Origin of the sequence: Haemophilus influenzae (genome assembly GCF_003494325.1) — a bacterium.
Taxonomy (GTDB): Bacteria; Pseudomonadota; Gammaproteobacteria; order Enterobacterales; family Pasteurellaceae; genus Haemophilus; species Haemophilus influenzae_I.
Genome location: NZ_QQIK01000003.1, coordinates 114,671 through 135,344 on the forward strand (window position 1 = coordinate 114,671; position 20,674 = coordinate 135,344).

Annotated in this window: 21 protein-coding genes; 18 read left to right on the forward strand and 3 right to left on the reverse strand. The window is 39.6% G+C overall.

Annotation, left to right across the window (positions count from 1 at the left end):
* Positions 1 to 73: 73 nt before the first annotated feature.
* The 9 genes from oapA (at position 74) to DV356_RS06230 (ending at position 8,640) form a co-directional block, all read left to right on the forward strand.
* Positions 74 to 1,405, forward strand: coding sequence for an opacity-associated protein OapA (oapA, locus tag DV356_RS06190; RefSeq protein ID WP_118806686.1), 1,332 nt, complete (start codon positions 74 to 76; stop codon positions 1,403 to 1,405).
* A gap of 59 nt (positions 1,406 to 1,464) precedes the next feature.
* A complete protein-coding gene (locus DV356_RS06195) occupies positions 1,465 to 1,869 on the forward strand; it encodes an opacity-associated protein OapB (protein WP_005694341.1) in 405 nt (134 codons plus the stop codon).
* 2 nt (positions 1,870 to 1,871) lie between these two features.
* The gene (recO, locus tag DV356_RS06200; protein WP_005654053.1) at positions 1,872 to 2,582 is read left to right on the forward strand and encodes a DNA repair protein RecO; all 711 of its coding nucleotides are present in this window, start codon (positions 1,872 to 1,874) and stop codon (positions 2,580 to 2,582) included.
* Positions 2,582 to 3,898, forward strand: a complete 1,317-nt coding sequence (gene rlmD, locus DV356_RS06205) for a 23S rRNA (uracil(1939)-C(5))-methyltransferase RlmD (protein WP_118806687.1) — start codon at positions 2,582 to 2,584, stop codon at positions 3,896 to 3,898. The genes recO and rlmD overlap by 1 nt, the downstream gene beginning before the upstream one ends.
* Before the next feature lie 77 nt (positions 3,899 to 3,975).
* Positions 3,976 to 6,207, forward strand: a complete 2,232-nt coding sequence (gene relA, locus DV356_RS06210; protein ID WP_118806688.1) for a GTP diphosphokinase — start codon at positions 3,976 to 3,978, stop codon at positions 6,205 to 6,207.
* A gap of 14 nt (positions 6,208 to 6,221) precedes the next feature.
* Positions 6,222 to 6,578 (forward strand): diacylglycerol kinase, encoded by a 357-nt coding sequence (locus DV356_RS06215; protein ID WP_005632174.1) that lies wholly within the window; start codon positions 6,222 to 6,224, stop codon positions 6,576 to 6,578.
* 82 nt (positions 6,579 to 6,660) lie between these two features.
* Positions 6,661 to 7,254: a molybdopterin adenylyltransferase gene (gene mog / locus DV356_RS06220; RefSeq protein WP_040034342.1), complete on the forward strand. Its 594-nt coding sequence runs from the start codon at positions 6,661 to 6,663 to the stop codon at positions 7,252 to 7,254.
* Position 7,255: 1 nt separating this feature from the next.
* Positions 7,256 to 7,594: a nitrogen regulatory protein P-II gene (gene glnB, locus DV356_RS06225; protein ID WP_005649085.1), complete on the forward strand. Its 339-nt coding sequence runs from the start codon at positions 7,256 to 7,258 to the stop codon at positions 7,592 to 7,594.
* Positions 7,594 to 8,640 carry an AI-2E family transporter gene (locus DV356_RS06230; protein WP_118806689.1) on the forward strand — a complete coding sequence of 349 codons (1,047 nt, stop codon included), beginning with the start codon at positions 7,594 to 7,596 and terminating at the stop codon, positions 8,638 to 8,640. Before glnB ends, DV356_RS06230 begins: the two co-directional genes overlap by 1 nt.
* A gap of 40 nt (positions 8,641 to 8,680) precedes the next feature.
* On the opposite strand, the gene priA is transcribed toward DV356_RS06230, so the two are convergent.
* A complete protein-coding gene (gene priA / locus DV356_RS06235) occupies positions 8,681 to 10,873 on the reverse strand; it encodes a primosomal protein N' (RefSeq protein WP_118806690.1) in 2,193 nt (730 codons plus the stop codon).
* A gap of 83 nt (positions 10,874 to 10,956) precedes the next feature.
* On the opposite strand from priA, the gene trmB reads away from it, so the two are divergent.
* From trmB to DV356_RS06280, 9 genes are all read left to right on the forward strand, one after another.
* Complete coding sequence (trmB, locus tag DV356_RS06240; protein WP_118806691.1) at positions 10,957 to 11,697, forward strand: tRNA (guanosine(46)-N7)-methyltransferase TrmB; 741 nt, start codon at positions 10,957 to 10,959, stop codon at positions 11,695 to 11,697.
* 84 nt (positions 11,698 to 11,781) lie between these two features.
* The gene (locus tag DV356_RS06245; protein ID WP_105905464.1) at positions 11,782 to 12,126 is read left to right on the forward strand and encodes a YggL family protein; all 345 of its coding nucleotides are present in this window, start codon (positions 11,782 to 11,784) and stop codon (positions 12,124 to 12,126) included.
* Positions 12,127 to 12,332: 206 nt separating this feature from the next.
* Positions 12,333 to 12,863, forward strand: a complete 531-nt coding sequence (napF, locus tag DV356_RS06250) for a ferredoxin-type protein NapF (RefSeq protein WP_005659948.1) — start codon at positions 12,333 to 12,335, stop codon at positions 12,861 to 12,863.
* On the forward strand, positions 12,856 to 13,137 hold the full coding sequence (locus tag DV356_RS06255) for a chaperone NapD (RefSeq protein WP_005688960.1): 282 nt from the start codon (positions 12,856 to 12,858) through the stop codon (positions 13,135 to 13,137). The genes napF and DV356_RS06255 overlap by 8 nt, the downstream gene beginning before the upstream one ends.
* A gap of 36 nt (positions 13,138 to 13,173) precedes the next feature.
* Entirely contained in the window at positions 13,174 to 15,657 is a 2,484-nt protein-coding gene (gene napA, locus DV356_RS06260) for a nitrate reductase catalytic subunit NapA (protein WP_118806692.1), read from the forward strand.
* 53 nt (positions 15,658 to 15,710) lie between these two features.
* A complete protein-coding gene (gene napG / locus DV356_RS06265; protein ID WP_005694328.1) occupies positions 15,711 to 16,550 on the forward strand; it encodes a ferredoxin-type protein NapG in 840 nt (279 codons plus the stop codon).
* Positions 16,550 to 17,413, forward strand: a complete 864-nt coding sequence (napH, locus tag DV356_RS06270; protein WP_011271996.1) for a quinol dehydrogenase ferredoxin subunit NapH — start codon at positions 16,550 to 16,552, stop codon at positions 17,411 to 17,413. Before napG ends, napH begins: the two co-directional genes overlap by 1 nt.
* A 5-nt stretch (positions 17,414 to 17,418) precedes the next feature.
* Positions 17,419 to 17,862 carry a nitrate reductase cytochrome c-type subunit gene (locus DV356_RS06275; protein WP_005649106.1) on the forward strand — a complete coding sequence of 148 codons (444 nt, stop codon included), beginning with the start codon at positions 17,419 to 17,421 and terminating at the stop codon, positions 17,860 to 17,862.
* A 14-nt stretch (positions 17,863 to 17,876) separates the two neighbouring features.
* A complete protein-coding gene (locus DV356_RS06280; RefSeq protein WP_005649107.1) occupies positions 17,877 to 18,479 on the forward strand; it encodes a cytochrome c3 family protein in 603 nt (200 codons plus the stop codon).
* 159 nt (positions 18,480 to 18,638) lie between these two features.
* Here the strand turns inward: DV356_RS06280 and adk are convergent, their stop codons facing one another.
* Together adk and DV356_RS06290 are read right to left on the reverse strand one after the other, a co-directional pair.
* Entirely contained in the window at positions 18,639 to 19,283 is a 645-nt protein-coding gene (adk, locus tag DV356_RS06285; protein ID WP_005649108.1) for an adenylate kinase, read from the reverse strand.
* A gap of 84 nt (positions 19,284 to 19,367) precedes the next feature.
* On the reverse strand, positions 19,368 to 20,645 hold the full coding sequence (locus DV356_RS06290; RefSeq protein WP_112123036.1) for an MFS transporter: 1,278 nt from the start codon (positions 20,643 to 20,645) through the stop codon (positions 19,368 to 19,370).
* Between the last annotated feature and the right edge of the window lie 29 nt (positions 20,646 to 20,674).

The window sequence follows — 20,674 nt, forward strand, 5'->3', positions numbered from 1 at the left end:
TTCGCCGCACTTTTGAGCTTCTCAATTTTGTGGCTAATTAATATAAATAAGAACAAGCATCAGAGGCAATCCAGTGAATTCTATGGATAAAAATCAACAATCATCTCAAAATGAATTGGATTTAGGGCTTAATCAAGAGCCAATTACACCAAAGAAAACAATTCAGCCAAGTTCGTCAATTTTAGGTAAAGCAAAAGGGTTATTTGCCAAAAAAAATCACGTGCAAACTAACTTTCAGCAACGTAAAGAACCTACTTTTGGCGATTCATCAACGCAAGAAAATGATCCTTTAATTCCGAGTGAAAATTTGAAAAAAGTGCAAAAGCCTGTTCTTCAAACTTCTTCCACAGAAGAAAATATTTCTGCGGTTGATGAAGAAATCAGTGCTGAAAATAACGCGGATGAACCCGTCGAAAAGGCTGAAAAACCTATTTTAGCTCAACCAGAAAAATGGAAAATATTACAAGTATTGCCAGCAAAACATCGCCGTTTATTTATGGCTATTTTTGTGTTGGTTATTTTATTGATTATTTTCTTCGCATTAAAACCAAGTTCTGACACCGTTGAGTCTTTTACTCAATCTAACAGCAATGAAGTTCCTGTGCAGTTCCAATCGTTAGATCAAAGTCAGCCACTGGAAACCACGATTTTAGATAATCCTCCTGCACAAAATCAAATGGCTGTAGAACAAGCTAACCAATCTGAATTTGCACCAAAAGCAGAGGAAGCGGCGAATAATACGACGGCTCAAAACCCATTAGTAGAAAATGCGCCAATGCAACAAAATGTTGTTCAATCTCCAAGTCAAATGCCAAATGAAATGGCTGCGGCATCTGTTGCGCCTATGCAACCAGCTCAAGCGGAACAGCCAAAAGCAACTGTGCCAGTTCAGCCGATGAAAAAAGCGGTAGAGCCACAAGTTGCGCATAAAGATACAGTGAAAAAAGAAGTGAAAGTTGCGCATAAAGATACAGTGAAAAAAGAAGTGAAAGTGGCGGAGAAAGCACAGGCTCCAGCAAAAGCAACGGAACAAAACGTCGCTAAAACAGCAGGAAACGCACCGATTGTTGAAGCCAAACCTGTTCAAGCTAAAAAAGAAAAGAAAGTTCAAATCGTTGATGCAAAACCTGTGAGTAAATCTACAGCTTCTCGCCTTTCAGCAAAAACATTAACTGTGCCGAAAGGTGTTTCGCTGATGCAACTCTTCCGTGATAATCAACTTAATATTTCCGATGTAAACGCAATGAGCAAAGCGACAGGGGCGGGAAATGTTTTAAGTAGCTTTAAATCTGGCGATAAAGTAACGGTATCTGTGAATAATCAAGGGCGAGTAAATGAAATGCGTTTATCCAATGGTGCGCGTTTTGTGCGTCAGTCTGATGGTTCTTATCAATATAAAAAATAATTTTTTGGGCGAGTAATCGCCCCTTTTTCTTTTTAAGTTCTTTTCTCAAGGTAGGATTTATGTTGAAAAAAACATCTCTTATTTTTACCGCACTTTTAATGACTGGCTGTGTGCAAAATGCGAATGTAACAACACCTCAAGCGCAAAAAATGCAAGTAGAAAAAGTGGATAAAGCCTTACAAAAAGGCGAAGCTGATCGATATTTATGTCAAGATGATAGAGTTGTTCGTGTTGTACACGCCACGCATAAAAAATACAAAAAAAATTTGCATTATGTTACTGTCACTTTTCAAGGCGTATCAGAAAAACTAACCTTAATGATTTCTGAACGTGGTAAAAATTACGCCAATATTCGTTGGATGTGGCAAGAGCGTGATGATTTTAGTACGCTAAAAACGAATCTCGGCGAAATTTTAGCAACGCAATGTGTCTCACAAACAAGTGAACGCTTATCTGGACAATAATCGTGCAAAGCGAACTTCAACGTGGTTTTGTTTTGCATCGTCGCCCTTATAGTGAAACGAGCTTATTGGTAGATTTATTCACTGAAGAAAGTGGGCGTTTAACCGTGATTGCAAAAGGGGCGCGGGCAAAGCGTTCATCTTGGAAATCGGTTTTGCAACCTTTCACACCTTTATTGTTGCGTTGGACGGGAAAAAGCACATTGAAAACCCTCACTAAAGCTGAACCTGCCGCAATTACACTGCCTTTACAACAAATCGCCCTTTATAGTGGATTTTATGTAAATGAATTACTCACTCGAGTTATTGAGTCTGAAACGCCAAATCCTGCACTTTTTCAACATTATTTAAAATGCTTAACGGGCTTGGCAACGGAAACTAATATTGAGCCAACGTTGCGTCTTTTTGAATTTCAACTGTTACAAATTCTTGGTTACGGCGTGGATTTTCTGCATTGTGCTGGTTCTGGCGAGCCAGTGGATTTCTCAATGACATACCGTTATCGTGAGGAAAAAGGTTTCATTGCGTCTTTAGTGAAAGATAATCTCACGTTTTACGGCAGAGATTTGTTAGCCTTTGAAGCCCTTGATTTTTCCGATGATGCGGTACGTCAAGCGGCAAAACGTTTTACTCGTATTGCACTGAAACCTTATCTTGGCGATAAACCGCTAAAAAGCCGAGAGTTATTCACTCAAAATATTTTACTTTTAAAATAATGGTTCTTCTTTATACCCCAAAGCAAAAAACAAAAAATGTTCAAACCATTACGGCTGATATTCTTGATTTAGATTATCAAGGTTTAGGCGTGGCGAAAATTAATGGTAAAACTTGGTTTATTGAAAATGCGCTTCCGCACGAAAAAGTGGAATGTCGTATTTTGGAAGATAAACGCCAATATGGACACGCCATTGTAAAAAAATGGCGTGTAAAAAGCCCTGAACGTTTAGAACCTAAATGTGCTCATTTTATGCGTTGTGGTGGTTGCCAAGGACAGCATATTCCTATTGAAATGCAGAGAAAAGCGAAAGAATCTGCATTGTTTAAAAGATTAAGTAAATTACAGTCAGAACCGATTTCATTTCAACCTATGATTTGTGGCGATGCTTGGGCGTATCGTCGTCGTGTGCGTTTGAGTTTATGGTTTAACCCAAGCACAAAACAAATCGAAATGGGCTTTCGTCAGAAAAATACCAACGATTTAATACCCGTTCAATCTTGCGAAGTAGCAGAACCTGCAATTAATTATTTACTGCCTAAATTAACCGCACTTTTAGAAAAATTTTCAGCACCGAAACAGCTTGGGCATATTGAATTGGTGGCTGCCGATAATGGTGTCGCAATGTTGTTACGTTACACCAAAAACCTTGCGGAAATTGACCGCACTTTATTGCTTAAATTTGCTGAACAAGAAAAGTTAATGCTGTTTTTACAAAGCGATGAAGGCATTGAACAAATCTATGGCGATGCGCCTTATTATCAATTTTCTGATGGCATAAAATTACATTTTGATATTCGTGATTTTATTCAAGTAAATAGTGCATTAAATGAACCTATGGTCAATACAGCGTTGGATTGGCTTGAATTGAGCCAACAAGATTGCGTGCTAGATTTATTTTGCGGCATGGGAAATTTTACGCTTCCTCTCGCCAAACGCGTGAAAAGTGCGGTAGGAATTGAAGGTGTTTTTGAAATGGTGCAAAAAGCGGTGCAAAATGCCGAGAGAAACCAAATCAAAAATATTGAATTTTTCCAAGCGGATCTTGACCAATCCTTTGTTGAACAACCTTGGGCTAATCAGTCGTTCAATAAAATTTTGCTTGATCCTCCACGCAGTGGTGCAGCTTTCGCGTTAAATGCGTTGTGCGAGCTGAAAGCAGAGAAAATTTTATATGTATCTTGTAATCCTGCAACATTAGTGCGTGATGCGGAAATTTTATGTGATTTTGGCTACAAGATTGAAAAAAGTGCGGTGATAGATATGTTCCCTCATACGGGGCATTTGGAATCGATAACCTTATTCACTACAAAATAACTCGGTTATTCGGTACAATATCCACCCAAAATAAAAGCGACAGGAAGTTGCTTGCTCTTCATCAACAAGGGGGTATTATGGTTGCTGTTCGTGGTTCTCATTTGTTAAATCCGCAGGATTTTGTGATTGAACAATGGTGCGCTGGCTTAAAACTAGCAGAACAAACAGAAAAAAGTTTGATCGATGCGTGGTATTACGCACGTGATTTAATGAATGCCTACCCCGATGAAATGAAGAATGCGACCTTGATGCTGCAGTCTGGTGTGGAAATGGTAGAAATTTTGCACGAACTTAATATGGATGCGGAAACATTGCTTACTGCCATGTTGTTTCCTATTGTTGCAAATAAATTAACAGACTGGGAAAGTCTAAAAGAAAAATTTGGTGCGAAAATTACTAAATTACTTAAAGGCGTGTTGGAGATGGATAATATTCGCCAACTTAATGCCAGTCATTCCGCTAACGCTCTGCAAGTGGATAATGTTCGCCGTATGTTGTTGGCGATGGTGGACGATTTCCGCTGCGTAATCATTAAACTTGCCGAACGTATTACTTTCTTGCGTGATGCAGAGCATCGTTGTGCAGAGGAAGATAAAGTCCTTGCCGTCAAAGAATGTTCTTATATTTATGCCCCTCTTGCCAATCGTCTTGGAATTGGTCAGCTGAAATGGGAGTTAGAAGATTACTGCTTCCGTTATCTTCATCCTGAACAATATCGCGCTATTGCTAAATTATTGCAGGAACGTCGTCTTGATCGTGAACATTACATTGCTGATTTCGTCAGTGAGTTGAGCGGTTATTTACGTGAAAATATCGAGCAAGTGGAAGTCTATGGTCGTCCGAAACATATTTACAGCATTTGGCGTAAAATGCAGAAAAAGCATCTTGAATTCAGCGGTTTATATGACGTAAGAGCGGTCAGAATTATCGTGCAAAAATTACAAGATTGTTACACCGCACTTGGGATTGTTCATACTCAATTTAAACACTTACCCAAAGAATTTGACGATTATGTAGCGAACCCGAAACCGAACGGTTATCAATCTATTCATACTGTTGTTTTAGGTAAAGGTGACAAGCCAATTGAAGTACAAATTCGAACCCAACAAATGCATGATGATGCAGAGTTAGGTATGGCGGCACACTGGAAATATAAAGAAGGCAATACGGGTAGCATGTCTGCCTATGAAGAAAAAATTGCGTGGTTGCGTAAATTGTTAGCTTGGCAAGATGATATTACGGATTCAGGCGAAGTGCTGGCAGAGTTGCGTAGCCAAGTGTTTGATGACCGTGTATATGTGTTTACGCCAAAGGGCGAAGTGGTGGATTTGCCAACGGGATCTACACCATTAGATTTTGCTTATGCCATTCATAGTGAAATTGGTCATCGCTGTATCGGGGCAAAAGTGGCAGGACGTATTGTGCCATTTACCTATCAGCTACAAATGGGCGATCAAATTGATATTATTACCCAGAAAAATCCGAACCCGAGCCGTGACTGGCTAAACCCAAATTTAGGATTTACTCACACCGCAAAATCTCGAGCCAAAATTCAAGCGTGGTTTAAAAAACAAGATCGCGATAAAAATATTCCAGCGGGTAAAGAATTACTCGATAATGAACTCGCGCTTTTGAATTTAAGTATTAAGCAAGTGGAACCTTATGCGTTACCACGCTATAACTTGAAAAATTTGGACGATCTTTATGCGGGTATTGGCAGTGGCGATATTCGTTTAAATAACTTAATCCATTTCTTGCAAAGTAAATTGATTAAAGTGACTGCTGAAGAAGCGGATCAAGAGATTTTGCGTCATGTTGCTAATAAAAGTGCGGTCAATTCTCAGCAGAAATCTGAAAAGAACAATGGCTATGTGATTGTGGAGGGTGTGGGCAATCTTATGCATCATATTGCGCGTTGCTGCCAGCCGATACCAGGCGATGCGATTGTTGGCTATATTACAATGGGACGTGGTATTTCTATTCACCGAGCGGATTGTGAACAATTCTTAGATTTGCAAGCGGCTCATCCAGAACGCATAGTGGAATCAATTTGGGGCGAAAATTACGCAAGTGGTTTCCATATTAATATCCGTATTGTGGCAGGCGATCGCAATGGCTTATTGCGTGATATTACGACGGTTCTAGCAAATGAAAAAATTAGCGTATTAGGGGTCTCAAGCCGTGCTGATACCAAAAAACAGCTTGCTACTATTGATATGGAAATTGAACTCCATAATGTTGAAAGTTTAAGTAAAATATTGGCTCGATTAGCAAAATTAGATGATGTTATCGAAGCGAAACGTTTATAAAAATAGGAAAATTTATGTATAAAACGACGGGGCTAACCCATTTAATCAATTCCACGAAATATTCATTACAAGGCTTAAAAAGTGCGTTTAAAAATGAAACGGCTTTTCGCCACGAATGTTTTTTAGCCTGCATTTTAATTCCTCTTACTTTCTTTTTAGGCGAAACAAAAATTGAAATTATATTGATGATTTCTTCTGTTTTGCTTGTGATGGCGTTAGAACTTTTAAACAGTGCGGTAGAGGCAGTTGTTGATCGCATTGGTACAGAACGCCACGAACTTTCAGGGCGTGCGAAAGATCAAGGTTCTGCATCGGTATTTATTGCCCTTTGTATTGTCGGTATCGTTTGGGGCGGAATTTTATTCTTCTAGCCCTTCCAAAGTGCGGTAAGTTTTTACCGCATTTTTGATTTATCCAATCACGTCAAAATCATTTATAAAAATAAGGAAAAATATGACCGCACTTTTAAAAATTGGTCTGGTGTCTGTTTCTGATCGCGCATCAGCAGGCGTGTATCAAGATCAAGGTATCCCAGAATTACAGGCTTGGTTAGAACAAGCGTTAGTAGATCCCTTCCATTTGGAAACAAGATTAATCCCTGATGAACAACCGATTATTGAACAAACCTTAAAAGAGCTGGTGGATGAACAAAGTTGCCATTTAGTGCTGACAACTGGTGGAACTGGGCCAGCAAAACGCGATGTAACGCCTGATGCAACCCTTGCGGTAGCAGATCGAGAAATGCCAGGTTTTGGCGAACAAATGCGTCAAGTGAGTTTGCATTTTGTGCCTACCGCAATTTTATCTCGCCAAGTGGGTGTAATTCGTAAGGAAAGCCTGATTTTAAATCTTCCTGGGCAGCCTAAAGCGATTAAAGAAACCTTGGAAGGCGTGAAAGATAAAGAGGGAAATGTGCTTGTAAAAGGCATTTTTAGCGCAGTGCCTTATTGTTTGCAACTGATTAACGGCTTATATATTGATACCAAGCCTGAAATCATCGAAAGTTTCCGTCCTAAATCCGCAAGACGCGAAAATCTGGAGAAATAGCATGAAAAAAATCGAAGCAATGATTAAACCCTTTAAATTAGACGATGTGCGAGAAAGTCTTTCAGATATTGGTATTTCAGGTATGACAATCACGGAAGTACGCGGATTTGGTCGCCAAAAAGGTCATACAGAACTTTATCGTGGTGCGGAATATATGGTGGATTTTCTGCCGAAAGTGAAATTGGAAGTAGTGGTTCCTGATGAACTTGTGGATCAATGTATTGAAGCGATTGTTGAAACGGCACAAACAGGCAAAATCGGTGACGGCAAAATTTTTGTTTATCACGTTGAGCGAGCGATCCGCATTCGCACGGGCGAAGAAAACGAGGATGCGATTTAGTGCAAAATAATTTAAATTTACACCGCACTTTGCTTGGCATTGCTGCGGTGATTATTATCTTAGCTGGCGTAAAATTGGCGGCAGAAATTGTGGTGCCATTCTTGCTATCACTCTTTATCGCGATAATTTGTTCGCCGATAATTAAGGCGATGACCCAACGCCGCGTCCCGCATTGGTTAGCCATTACTTTGCTTTTTGTCTTGATTTCTTTGGTATTTTTCTTCTTAGTCGGGTTGATTAACAGCACGGCAAGAGAATTTACCCAATCTATTCCACAATATAAAGTTTTGCTTTCACAACGTGTGAGTGATTTAACTGGATTGTTGCAACGTTTCAATCTGCCTTTCACGCTTTCGCGTGAAACCATCCAAGAAAATTTTGACCCAAGCATCATTATGAATTTTGTGAGCCGAGTATTGCTCAATTTTTCTGGTGTAGTGAGCAATGTGTTTGTTTTAGTGTTGGTTGTGATTTTTATGCTTGCCGAAGCACCAACGATGAAACATAAATTTGCAATGGTAATTAGTTCAACCCCTCATGACGCAGTCAAAGAAGAACGCCATATTGATCGCGTTTTACAAGGTGTAATTGGTTATCTCGGCATTAAAAGTATCACGAGTTTACTGACTGGTGTCGGGGTGTTTATTTTGTTGGAAGCCTGTGGGGTTCAATATGCCATTTTGTGGGCAACCTTGAGTTTCTTGTTGAATTATATTCCGAATATTGGTTCTATCATTGCGGCTATTCCGATTATTGTGCAAGCCTTATTACTGAATGGTTTTGGTGTTGGCTTTGGCGTGGCAATTGGTGTTATTGCGATCAATATGGTTGTCGGTAACATTATTGAGCCTAAAATGATGGGACAACGATTAGGGCTTTCAACCTTAGTGGTGTTCCTTTCATTATTGTTTTGGGGATGGTTACTTGGAACAGTGGGAATGCTACTGTCTGTTCCTTTGACGATGGCATTAAAAATTGCCTTAGAGTCCAGTCCCAATACAGCGAAATATGCCTGTCTATTAGGAGATGTCGAAGATTTCAAATAGATTTTAGAGATAAAAGTGCGGTGAATTTTCACCGCATTTTTTATGATAAGTCTTGCGGATCGACGTCCAAAATTAACCGCACTTGGCTGTTTTTTTCTAGTTCGGCTTGTTGATATTCTCTTAATGCTTTTTGCAACGTCATTCTTGATGGATGCTGCAATAATAACTGCCAGCGATATTGCCCCGCTTTTTTGCTGAACGGTGCAGGCATTGGGCCAAGCATTTGTAATCCCGTAATTTGCTTCGATTGAAAAAAATCTGCAATTTGGCTTAAGCAATTTTCTGCAAGATCAGAATGTCGAGCCTGTGCTTTGATTAACGCCTGAAAAGTAAAAGGCGGCAATCCCATTGAATGGCGTAATTGTAAGGTTTCTTTTGCAAAAGCTTGGTAGCCATTTGCCAATAAAGTGGTAAGCAAAGGATGATCTGGATAATGTGTTTGTAGCACCACTTCACCTTGTTTATCGGCACGTCCTGCACGTCCAGCAACCTGAATATAAAGTTGAGCTAAACGTTCTTCTGCACGAAAATCCAGTGAAAATAATGCACTATCTACATTCACTAAGGCAACGAGAGTAACATTCGGGAAATGATGTCCTTTCGCAAGCATTTGTGTGCCAATCAAAATTTGACTTTTGCCTTGTTGAATATCTTCTAAATAACCTTCCAATTTTCCTTTACGCGAAGTGCTATCGCGGTCGATTCGAGCCACAGAATAATGAGGAAATAGAGTTTTCAAGGTTTCTTCTAATTGTTCTGTGCCGAGACCTGTAGTGACTAAATGAGTCGAGCCACAATCACCACATTGTCGAGGAATAGTTTTCTGTGCACCACAATGATGACAACGCAATACATTTTGATGCTGATGATAGGTATAAGGTTTTTCACAATGCGGGCATTGTGCGATCCAACCACATTCATGGCAAAGCAATACGGGCGCAAAGCCACGACGATTCAAGAAAAGCAACACTTGATTGCCTTTTTCGAGGTGGGCTTTCATTCGTTCCAACAAGGGTTTTGAAAGCCCGTTTTGTATATTTTGATTTTTCAAATCAATAACGAAATGACGAAGTGCGGTAGAATTTCCCGCTCTTTTTGATAAAACTAAATGTTGGTATTTGCCGTTTTGTACATTATTAATACTTTCTAAACTTGGCGTAGCAGAACCCATTAATACTGAAATGTTCAGTTTTTGAGCCAGTACAATCGCCAAGTCTCGCGCGTGATAACGCCAACTGTCTTGCTGTTTGTAAGACGAATCGTGTTCCTCGTCCAAAATAATTGCACCAAGATTAGAAAATTGCGTGAACAATGCCGATCTAGTGCCAATCACAATAGCACTTTGTCCAGAGCGGGCGCGATCCCATACATAAAGCCGTTGCGTATCGGTTAAATTAGAATGCAGCACATCAATTTCTACATTGAAACGCACTTTGAAACGTTGCACCGTTTGTGGTGTTAGCCCGATTTCGGGTACAAGCACTAATACTTGTTTGCCCGATTTTAAAATTTCTTCAATATACTGCAGATAAATTTCTGTTTTGCCTGAACCCGTCACCCCATCGAGCAGCCATACATTGAAACCAGAATGAAAACGCAATTGACTAAACGCTAAGGCTTGCTGCTTATTTAAGGTTAAACGATTTTCAGCATTGACAATTGGATTATCGCCTAAGCTTTGTTGCCAGCTTAGGGGCTTTGTTTGGAGAGTCATTTCCTCAATAAACCCTTTGGCTTTTAAGGCTGACCAAATGGCAGAGGAAAAATCATTATTGCCTTTTTCAAGATCAGTTTCAGATAAGCATTGTAGGGCTTCAGCTTGCTTTTTCGAGCGTTTTAACAGACCTTGTTCAAGGGCATTTTTCCCCACATCTGTAATTCGCCAAAAAGTGCAGTCATTTTTCACCGCACTTTCGCCGTTACGCAATTTCACAGGCAAGGCTTGAAATAACACATCGCCTAATCCCGCTTGATAATAATTTGCTGCCCAATGAAGCCAATCCCAATAAATTGGGGTAAAGATCGGTGCTAAATCTAATGGTTGAAGAATGGCTTTGAGTTTATCCTCAGGTACATCTGATTTTGTCGGAAAATCAGCCACAATGGCGACGCGTTTTTGCGTACCAAAAGGCACAAGAACACGCATCCCGGTTTGTAATGAAACATCATCGGGGACGAGATAATCAAATAAACGAGGAAGCGGCACAGCCAGTGCCACTCGGACAATTTTCATAATCAACCTTGGGAAAAAATTTGCCCTATTATACGAGAAAAATTGGTATAATCGCCGCCAATTTTTTCACGAACAAGATTTTTATGACACAAACTTTTGCTGATCAAAAACGTAAAACCGTTGAAACCGCAGAATTTACCGAAGATGGCCGCTATAAACGCAAAGTCCGTAGCTTTGTGTTACGTACTGGCCGTTTGAGCGAATTTCAGAAAAACATGATGAATGATAACTGGGGAGCACTTGGTTTAGATTATCAAACGGAACCTTTTGATTTTGCGAAGATTTATGGTAACGATAATCCAGTTGTATTAGAAATTGGCTTTGGAATGGGAAAATCGCTCGTGGATATGGCTTTTGCTAATCCAGACAAAAATTACCTTGGCATTGAAGTTCATACTCCAGGCGTTGGTGCTTGTATTGCTTATGCAGTGGAAAAAGGCGTCACGAATTTACGCGTGATTTGCCACGATGCAACGGAAATTTTACGTGACAGTATTGCTGATGGTGCGCTTGGCGGTTTGCAATTATTTTTCCCTGATCCTTGGCATAAAGCAAAACATCATAAACGTCGTATTGTTCAACCGCACTTTGTGGCACAAGTTGTGCAAAAATTAGGTGAAAATGGTTTTATCCATATGGCGACAGACTGGGAAAATTATGCAGAGCAAATGCTAGAAGTATTAAGCGCGAATACCGATTTAGTGAATACCTCGAAAAATGGCGATTATATTCCAAGACCAGATTTTAGACCTTTAACTAAATTTGAAGCCAGAGGTCACAGACTTGGACACGGTGTTTGGGATTTATATTTTGTGAAGAAATAAGCGGATTTTAACTAAACCCAATACTTAATTTATGAATTTAATATAGAATACGCGTTTAAATATAACCTTAATAGGAGAAATACAATGTCTAAATCTTACAATCAACGCCAACGCAAAAAACTTCATCTTGCGGAATTTCAAGAACTGGGTTTTCTTGTCAATTTCCAATTTGCAGAAGGTACTGCGATTGAAACGGTAGATGAAATCGTTGATCGTTTTATTAACGAAGTGATTCAACCAAATGGATTAGCTTACGAAGGTAGCGGTTATTTACATTGGGAAGGTTTAGTTTGCCTAGAAAAAATTGGCAAATGCGATGAAAGCCACCGTGAAACAGTGAAAAAATGGTTAGAAACAAATGGTTTGCAACAAATTGAAGTAAGCGAATTATTTGATATTTGGTGGGAATATCCAGCAAAAGCAAAATAATCTAAATTGAAAGCAGCATAGCAAAAATCGCTATGCTGTTTTGTTTTAATCCCTTGCAAAATTCATTAAATCTTAGATTTTTTGATCTATAACAAATAAAGTTCAAATAATTGACAAACTACCTATTTTTGGTTGTTCTCATTCATTCATCGTAAACACATAATCCGTCATCTACAGAAGCATATTAGAAATATTTTAAAGACATTATGACCGTTGAAAATTTACCTCGCAGACAATTTTTACGCGGTAAATTTTCAACATTAAGCTGTTTAGAAAATAATCAAAAACAGAGTTTTGTGGGTATTAGACCGCCTTGGTCTATGGAAAATTCTATTTTTGTAGCGCAATGTACGCGTTGTGGCGACTGTCTTTCTGTTTGTGAAACCAATATTTTGGTAAAAGGTGACGGTGGTTTTCCTGAAGTACGCTTTGATAATGGCGAATGTACTTTTTGTGGAAAATGTGCAGATGCGTGTAAACAACCTATTTTTTATCCTCGTGAGCAGTTACCTTGGTCACATAAAATCGATATTGGCGTAGCTTGTTTGACTTTACATCGTGTTGAATGTCGAACCTGCCAAGATAATTGTCCAGCTAATGCGATTCGTTTCAAATTACAAATGGGTGGCGTAGCACAACCTTTAGTTAATTTCGATGCTTGTAATGGCTGTGGGGCTTGTGTACAAGGCTGTCCTGTGAATGCAATAACAATGAACGATCTAAAACAAAATGAATAATACAAATTTAATATCAGAAAATGCGAGAGATTGGCACGTTGTTGGATTGATCGTGCAAGGTAATCCAAAAAAATTATCAGCAATTCAAACCGCACTTTTAGCGATTGAGCATACTGAAATTCCGACTTTTGATGAAAAACTTGGAAAATTTGTGGTGGTAATGCAATCGAACGATCAGCATCTCTTGCTTGAAAAAATGGAAAGTGTGAAAGATATCGACGGTGTGATTAATGTATCGTTGGTGTATCACGAGCAAGATGAACAAAATAAATAGTTTTAAAATCAAACGTTTAACGTGGGGGAAAACGCGATGAATTTAAGTCGTCGAGACTTTATGAAAGCCAATGCGGCTATGGCAGCCGCAACGGCAGCGGGGCTAACCATCCCAGTCAAAAATGTGGTTGCGGCTGAATCCGAAATTAAATGGGACAAAGCAGTATGTCGTTTCTGTGGTACCGGTTGTGCAGTATTAGTTGGTACTAAAGATGGACGTGTTGTGGCATCTCAAGGCGATCCTGATGCAGAAGTAAACCGTGGTTTAAACTGTATTAAAGGTTATTTCTTGCCAAAAATTATGTACGGTAAAGACCGTTTAACGCAACCGCTTTTACGTATGACAAACGGAAAATTTGATAAGAACGGCGATTTTGCGCCAGTTTCTTGGGATTTTGCGTTCAAAACAATGGCTGAAAAATTCAAAGAAGCGTTCAAAAAGAACGGTCAAAATGCAGTAGGTATGTTTAGTTCTGGTCAGTCTACCATTTGGGAAGGCTATGCGAAGAACAAACTTTGGAAAGCAGGTTTTCGTTCTAACAACGTAGACCCGAATGCACGTCACTGTATGGCATCTGCAGCGGTTGCATTTATGCGTACTTTTGGTATGGATGAACCAATGGGTTGTTATGATGATATTGAACAGGCAGATGCTTTTGTTCTTTGGGGATCAAATATGGCGGAAATGCACCCAATTTTGTGGTCGCGTATTACTGATCGCCGTATTTCTAATCCTGATGTTCGTGTTACTGTGCTTTCTACTTATGAACATCGTAGTTTTGAACTTGCCGATCACGGTTTGATATTTACACCGCAAACTGATTTGGCAATTATGAACTACATCATCAATTATCTTATTCAAAATAATGCGATTAATTGGGATTTTGTTAATAAACATACCAAATTTAAACGCGGAGAAACGAATATTGGCTATGGTTTACGTCCAGAGCATCCATTAGAAAAAGACACGAATCGTGCAACAGCTGGGAAAATGCACGATTCTTCTTTTGAAGAATTAAAGCAACTTGTATCAGAATATACAGTGGAAAAAGTATCGAAAATGTCTGGGTTAGATAAAGTCCAGTTAGAAACTTTAGCGAAACTTTATGCTGATCCAACGAAGAAAGTGGTTTCCTACTGGACAATGGGCTTTAACCAACATACACGTGGTGTGTGGGTAAACCAATTAATCTACAATATTCATTTACTTACTGGAAAAATTTCAATCCCAGGTTGTGGGCCATTTTCATTAACTGGTCAGCCTTCTGCTTGTGGTACGGCGCGTGAAGTAGGTTCATTCCCTCATCGTTTACCTGCCGACTTAGTGGTAACTAATCCTAAACACCGTGAAATTGCTGAACGTATTTGGAAATTACCAAAGGGGACGGTTTCTGAAAAAGTGGGGTTACACACAATTGCACAAGACCGTGCAATGAATGATGGCCAAATGAATGTGTTATGGCAAATGTGTAACAATAATATGCAAGCAGGGCCAAACATTAATCAAGAGCGTTTGCCAGGCTGGCGTAAAGAAGGCAACTTCGTGATTGTTTCAGATCCTTACCCAACTGTATCCGCACTTTCTGCTGACTTAATTCTTCCAACGGCAATGTGGGTGGAAAAAGAAGGGGCTTACGGCAATGCAGAACGTCGTACCCAATTCTGGCGTCAGCAAGTCAAAGCACCGGGCGAAGCAAAATCAGACTTATGGCAATTAATGGAGTTCGCAAAATACTTTACGACGGATGAAATGTGGACAGAAGACTTACTTGCACAAATGCCTGAATATAGAGGTAAAACTTTATATGAAGTGCTCTTCAAAAATGGTCAAGTAGATAAATTCCCATTGAGCGAACTTGCTGAAGGTCAATTAAACGACGAATCAGAATATTTTGGTTACTACGTTCACAAAGGTTTATTTGAAGAATACGCTGAATTTGGTCGCGGTCACGGTCACGATTTAGCTCCATTTGATATGTATCATAAAGCGCGTGGTTTACGTTGGCCAGTTGTGGAGGGTAAAGAAACCTTATGGCGTTACCGTGAAGGCTATGATCCGTATGTTAAAGAAGGGGAAGGCGTGGCTTTCTACGGTTATCCTGATAAGAAAGCGATTATTCTTGCGGTGCCTTATGAACCACCAGCTGAGTCACCCGATAATGAATACGATTTATGGTTATCAACAGGTCGTGTTCTTGAACATTGGCATACGGGGACAATGACACGCCGTGTACCAGAATTGCATCGAGCATTTCCAAATAATTTAGTATGGATGCACCCATTAGATGCACAAGCACGTGGTTTACATCATGGCGATAAAATTAAGATTTCATCTCGTCGAGGCGAAATGATTTCTTATTTAGATACTCGCGGACGTAATAAACCACCTCGTGGCTTAGTATTTACCACTTTCTTTGATGCAGGTCAGCTTGCAAATAGCTTAACACTAGATGCGACAGACCCAATTTCAAAAGAAACCGACTTCAAAAAATGTGCGGTAAAAGTGGAAAAGGCTGCGTAAAAACCATGTAAAAATCAACCGCACTTTATTTCTCCCATCAATAAAAGAGGAAGATGAAAGTGCGGTTAAAATCTAAAAAGAAAATGAAGAAACCCGCACTTAATCCTGAACGTAGAAAATTTCTTAAAGAAGCAACCCGTACTGCGGGTGGTTTAGCTGGCGTTGGGATTTTGTTGGGATTGCAGCAAAATCAAAGTCTTGCACGCGAAGGTGTGCCATTACGCCCTCCATTTGCTTTGCAAGATGCGAAAGCGTTTTCTGCCGCTTGTATTCGTTGCGGACAATGTGTTCAAGCCTGTCCTTATGACATGCTGCATTTAGCCTCTTTATTATCGCCAGTAGAAGCGGGAACGCCGTATTTTATTGCGCGTGATAAACCTTGTGAAATGTGTCCTGATATTCCTTGCGCAAAAGCCTGTCCTAGTGGTGCATTAGATCGTCAAGCAACAGATATTAATGAATCGCGTATGGGGCTGTCAGTACTGTTAGATCACGAAACTTGCTTAAATTATCAAGGATTACGTTGTGATGTTTGTTATCGAGTTTGTCCATTAATCGATAAAGCGATTACATTGGAAACACAACATAATCCACGTTCTGATAAGCATGCCTTATTTATTCCAACAGTACATTCTGATGCCTGCACGGGATGTGGAAAGTGTGAGCAAGCTTGTGTGTTAGAAGAGGCTGCGATTAAGATTTTACCAATGGATCTGGCAAAAGGTATGTTAGGTAAGCATTATCGTTTAGGTTGGGAAGAAAAAGCGAAAGCTGGCCATTCTCTTGCACCTAAAGATATGATTTCGTTGCCAACTCGAACACCAGAAGGAACAACTGTAATTCCTGAACCAGCAGAACCCGTGCTTGCGCCTATTTTAGGGAGTGGCAAATAATGGCAAATGCACCAAAATTTGCAGGGAAAGAGGCTCGAGAAAAATGGGGCTGGTGGTATGCAAACCGCTTTTTGTTTTGGCGTCGATTAAGCCAACTTAGCATTCTTGCGATGTTTTTGAGTGGCCCTTATTTTGGCGTGTGGATTTTAAAAGGTAATTATAGTGGTAGTTTATTACTCGATACTATTCCACTAAGTGATCCTCTAATTACCGCTGAAAGCTTGGCTGCAAGACATTTACCAGATGCTCTCACTTTAATTGGTGCTGCAATTATTGTGTTATTTTACGCAGTACTTGGTAGTAAAGTGTTTTGTGGTTGGGTATGCCCACTAAATGTTGTGACTGACTGTGCAGCGTGGCTTCGCCGTAAGTTAGGCATTCGCCAAACAGCAAAAATTTCGCGCGGTTTACGTTATGGTATTCTTGTGCTTATTTTACTAGGCAGTAGTGTCAGCGGAATGTTGCTTTGGGAGTGGGTTAATCCAGTGGCTGCTCTTGGTCGCGCCTTTGTATTTGGTTTTGGTGCAACAGGCTGGTTATTACTTGTTATTTTTCTTTTTGATTTATTGATTGCTGAACACGGCTGGTGTGGACATCTTTGCCCAATTGGTGCTGCTTATGGTGTGATTGGTGCAAAAAGTTTAATCCGTATTAAAGTGATTGATCGTGCTAAATGCGATAATTGTATGGATTGTTACAATGTTTGTCCCGAAGCCCAAGTGTTACGTTCGCCTTTACACGGAAAAAAAGACGAAAGCCTACTAGTGCTTTCCAAAGATTGCATCAGCTGCGGACGTTGTATTGACGTTTGCGCTGAAAAAGTTTTTAAATTTTCGACCAGATTCGATCATTCAGGGGAGTGATTAATATGACTAAACAGGTATCTAAAATTTTAGCGGGATTATTTACCGCACTTTTTGCTGGCTCACTGATGGCATCTGATGCACCAGCAGTGGGAAAAGATTTAACTCAAGCGGCAGAAAATATTCCACCCGCATTTCATAATGCACCGCGTCAAGGCGAATTACCCGCATTGAACTATGTAAATCAGCCTCCAATGGTTCCACATAGTGTGGCAAACTATCAAGTGACAAAAAATGTAAATCAATGTTTAAATTGCCACAGCCCAGAAAATTCTCGTTTGAGCGGTGCAACTCGAATCAGCCCAACTCACTTTATGGATCGTGATGGAAAAGTAGGTTCAAGTTCATCGCCACGTCGTTATTTCTGTTTACAATGTCACGTTTCTCAAGCAAACGTAGATCCGATTGTTCCAAATGATTTCAAACCGATGAAAGGTTACGGAAACTAATTTAAGAGGTCTATATGTCTGAGAAAAAACCAAATATCTTAAAGCGTTTCTGGCAATGGTTTAGAAAACCAAGCCGTATGGCGATAGGTACAATTATTATCTTATCGGCTATTGGCGGTATTCTTTCTTGGGTTGGTTTTAACTATGGTTTAGAAAAAACCAACACTGAACAGTTCTGTGCAAGCTGCCATATGCAAGATGCTTATCCAGAATATTTACATAGCGTGCATTATCAAACTCGTACTGGTGTGGGGGCAAGTTGTCCAGATTGTCACGTACCACACGAATTTGGTGCAAAAATGAAACGTAAAATTATTGCAGCTAAAGAAGTATATGCGCACTATACTGGAAAAGTGGATACCTTAGAAAAATTCAATGCGCATCGTTTAGAAATGGCTCAAAATGAATGGGCGCGTATGAAAGCTAACGATTCTAAAGAATGTCGTAATTGCCATAATGTAGATCGTATGAACTTCAATGATCAACGTTCTGTGGCGGCACGTATGCACCAAAAAATGAAAACTGAAGGTAAAACTTGTATCGACTGTCACAAAGGTATTGCACACCAATTACCTGATATGAGTGGCGTTGAGTCAGGCTTCAAAGACGAGAAGTGATTTTCTAAAAATAGGCTGAAAAAATACCGCACTTTTTTCAGCCTATTATAAATTTGGGTAGTTTATAAAAAAATCTGCACTTTAATTCGCTGATTTATTCAGCCTTTAAGGTGCAGATTAATTATATTTTCTAAAGTGCGGTTAATTTTTAGATTATTTTTAGCCTAAGATTTTATCTAACTCTTGGCTAACTTCTTCCACTTTTTGTGTACCGTCTAAACGGAAATATTGAGTATTCCCCGCTTTCGCTTCTGCTTGGTAATAATCAATTAATGGGCTAGTTTGTTTATGATATACAGCTAAACGATCTAATACAGTTTCTGGTTTATCGTCTGCACGAATAATTAAATCTTCGCCTGTTACATCATCTTTACCTTCCACTTTTGGTGGATTATAAACGATGTGGTAAGAACGACCAGACGCTTGGTGTACGCGACGGCCACTCATACGTTCAACAATCACTTCGTCTGGCACATCAAATTCTAAAACAAAGTCAATTTTAACACCTGAATCTTTCAGTGCATCCGCTTGTGGAATAGTACGAGGGAAACCATCTAACAAGAAACCATTTGTGCAGTCAGCTTGAGCAATACGATCTTTTACAAGGGCAACGGTTAATTCATCTGGCACTAATTTACCTTCATCCATTAATGCTTTAGCTTGTTTGCCAAGTTCAGTCCCCGCTTTGATTGCAGCACGGAACATATCACCAGTTGAAATTTGCGGGATACCAAATTTGTTCATAATAAATTGTGCTTGAGTGCCTTTACCTGCACCCGGTGCACCTAAAAGAATAATTTTCATAAAAAATCTCCATTAATACAAAACGTGATTAAGATACTGATAAAGCATAGTGCGGTCAAATTTTTTATAATTTTTACCGCACTTTTATACTGAGCTGGTCTTATTATTTTTTTGCTTCCAAGGTGCTACCCAAAATAAACAAAGCATGCCGGGAATCGCTAAAAATAAACAAAACCAAAAATACTGATAATACCCCACTGCTCCCACAACATAACCAGAAAGTATACCTAAAACTTTACTTGGCAAAGCTGAAAGGCTTGTAAAAAGTGCAAGCTGTGTTGCAGTATAAAGAGGATTACTCTCACGCGCCATAAAAGCCACAAAAGCTGCGGTACCAAGTCCAACGCCGATATATTCAGCTGCAATCACAATACCTAGTTTCCATAACTCGGCAGATGTAATAACATCAAAATGTCCAAAAGCAGCCAACCAAATAAACCCACCAATTGTTACCATTTGTACAAGCCCAAATAGCCACAATGCACGGTTAATACCCAGTTTTAGCATTATCATACCACCAGCAAGCCCAGATAAAATGCTTGACCAAAGTGCGGTACTTTTTACAACAATAGCAATATCCTCTTTGCTAAATCCCATGTCATAAATAAATTTGGTTTGTAACGTTGTGGCAAAAGAATCCCCGAACTTATACAAAAACAAAAATAGTAAAAAACCGATAGCCTGAATGACGCCCTTACGCTGGAAAAATTCTTGTAATGGAATCCAAAATGCTTGATAGAACGGCTGATTAGTTTGCTGCATGTCTATTTTTGGCTCTTTTGCTAAAAATAGTGTCATGAAGATGCCTGCTAACATACAAAGTGCGGTCCACAAAAAGACGGTTTCCCAAGGATAAATCGCCGCCAAATATAGCGATAATCCCCCTGGAATTAATCCCGCAATTCGATAAGCATTAATATGAATAGTGTTTCCTAAACCTAATTCATGATCACTCAAAATTTCACGACGATACGCATCCAACACGATATCTTGTGTAGCTGAAAAAAAGGCGATAAGCAACGCAATATTTGCTACTGTACCCAGTTGTGTGAGCGGATCAAACAGGCTAATGATGTAAAGTAAAATCAATAATGCCACTTGTGAAAGTAACATCCAGCTACGACGACGCCCTAAAAAACTCGGGAAATAACGATCCAATAATGGTGCCCACAAAAATTTCAATCCATAAGGCAACATCACGCCGGTTACTGCACCAATAAGCTCAATTGAGAGATGTTTATCCGTCAGCCAAACAGGCAACATTTGCAATAACACAAATAATGGCAAACCAGAATTAAAACCTGTGAAGGCGCAAATTAACATCTTGCGCGTAAAAATTTGGGAAGAAAGGGAATTTGACATAAAGTGCGGTTAATTTTAGTTGTATTTTA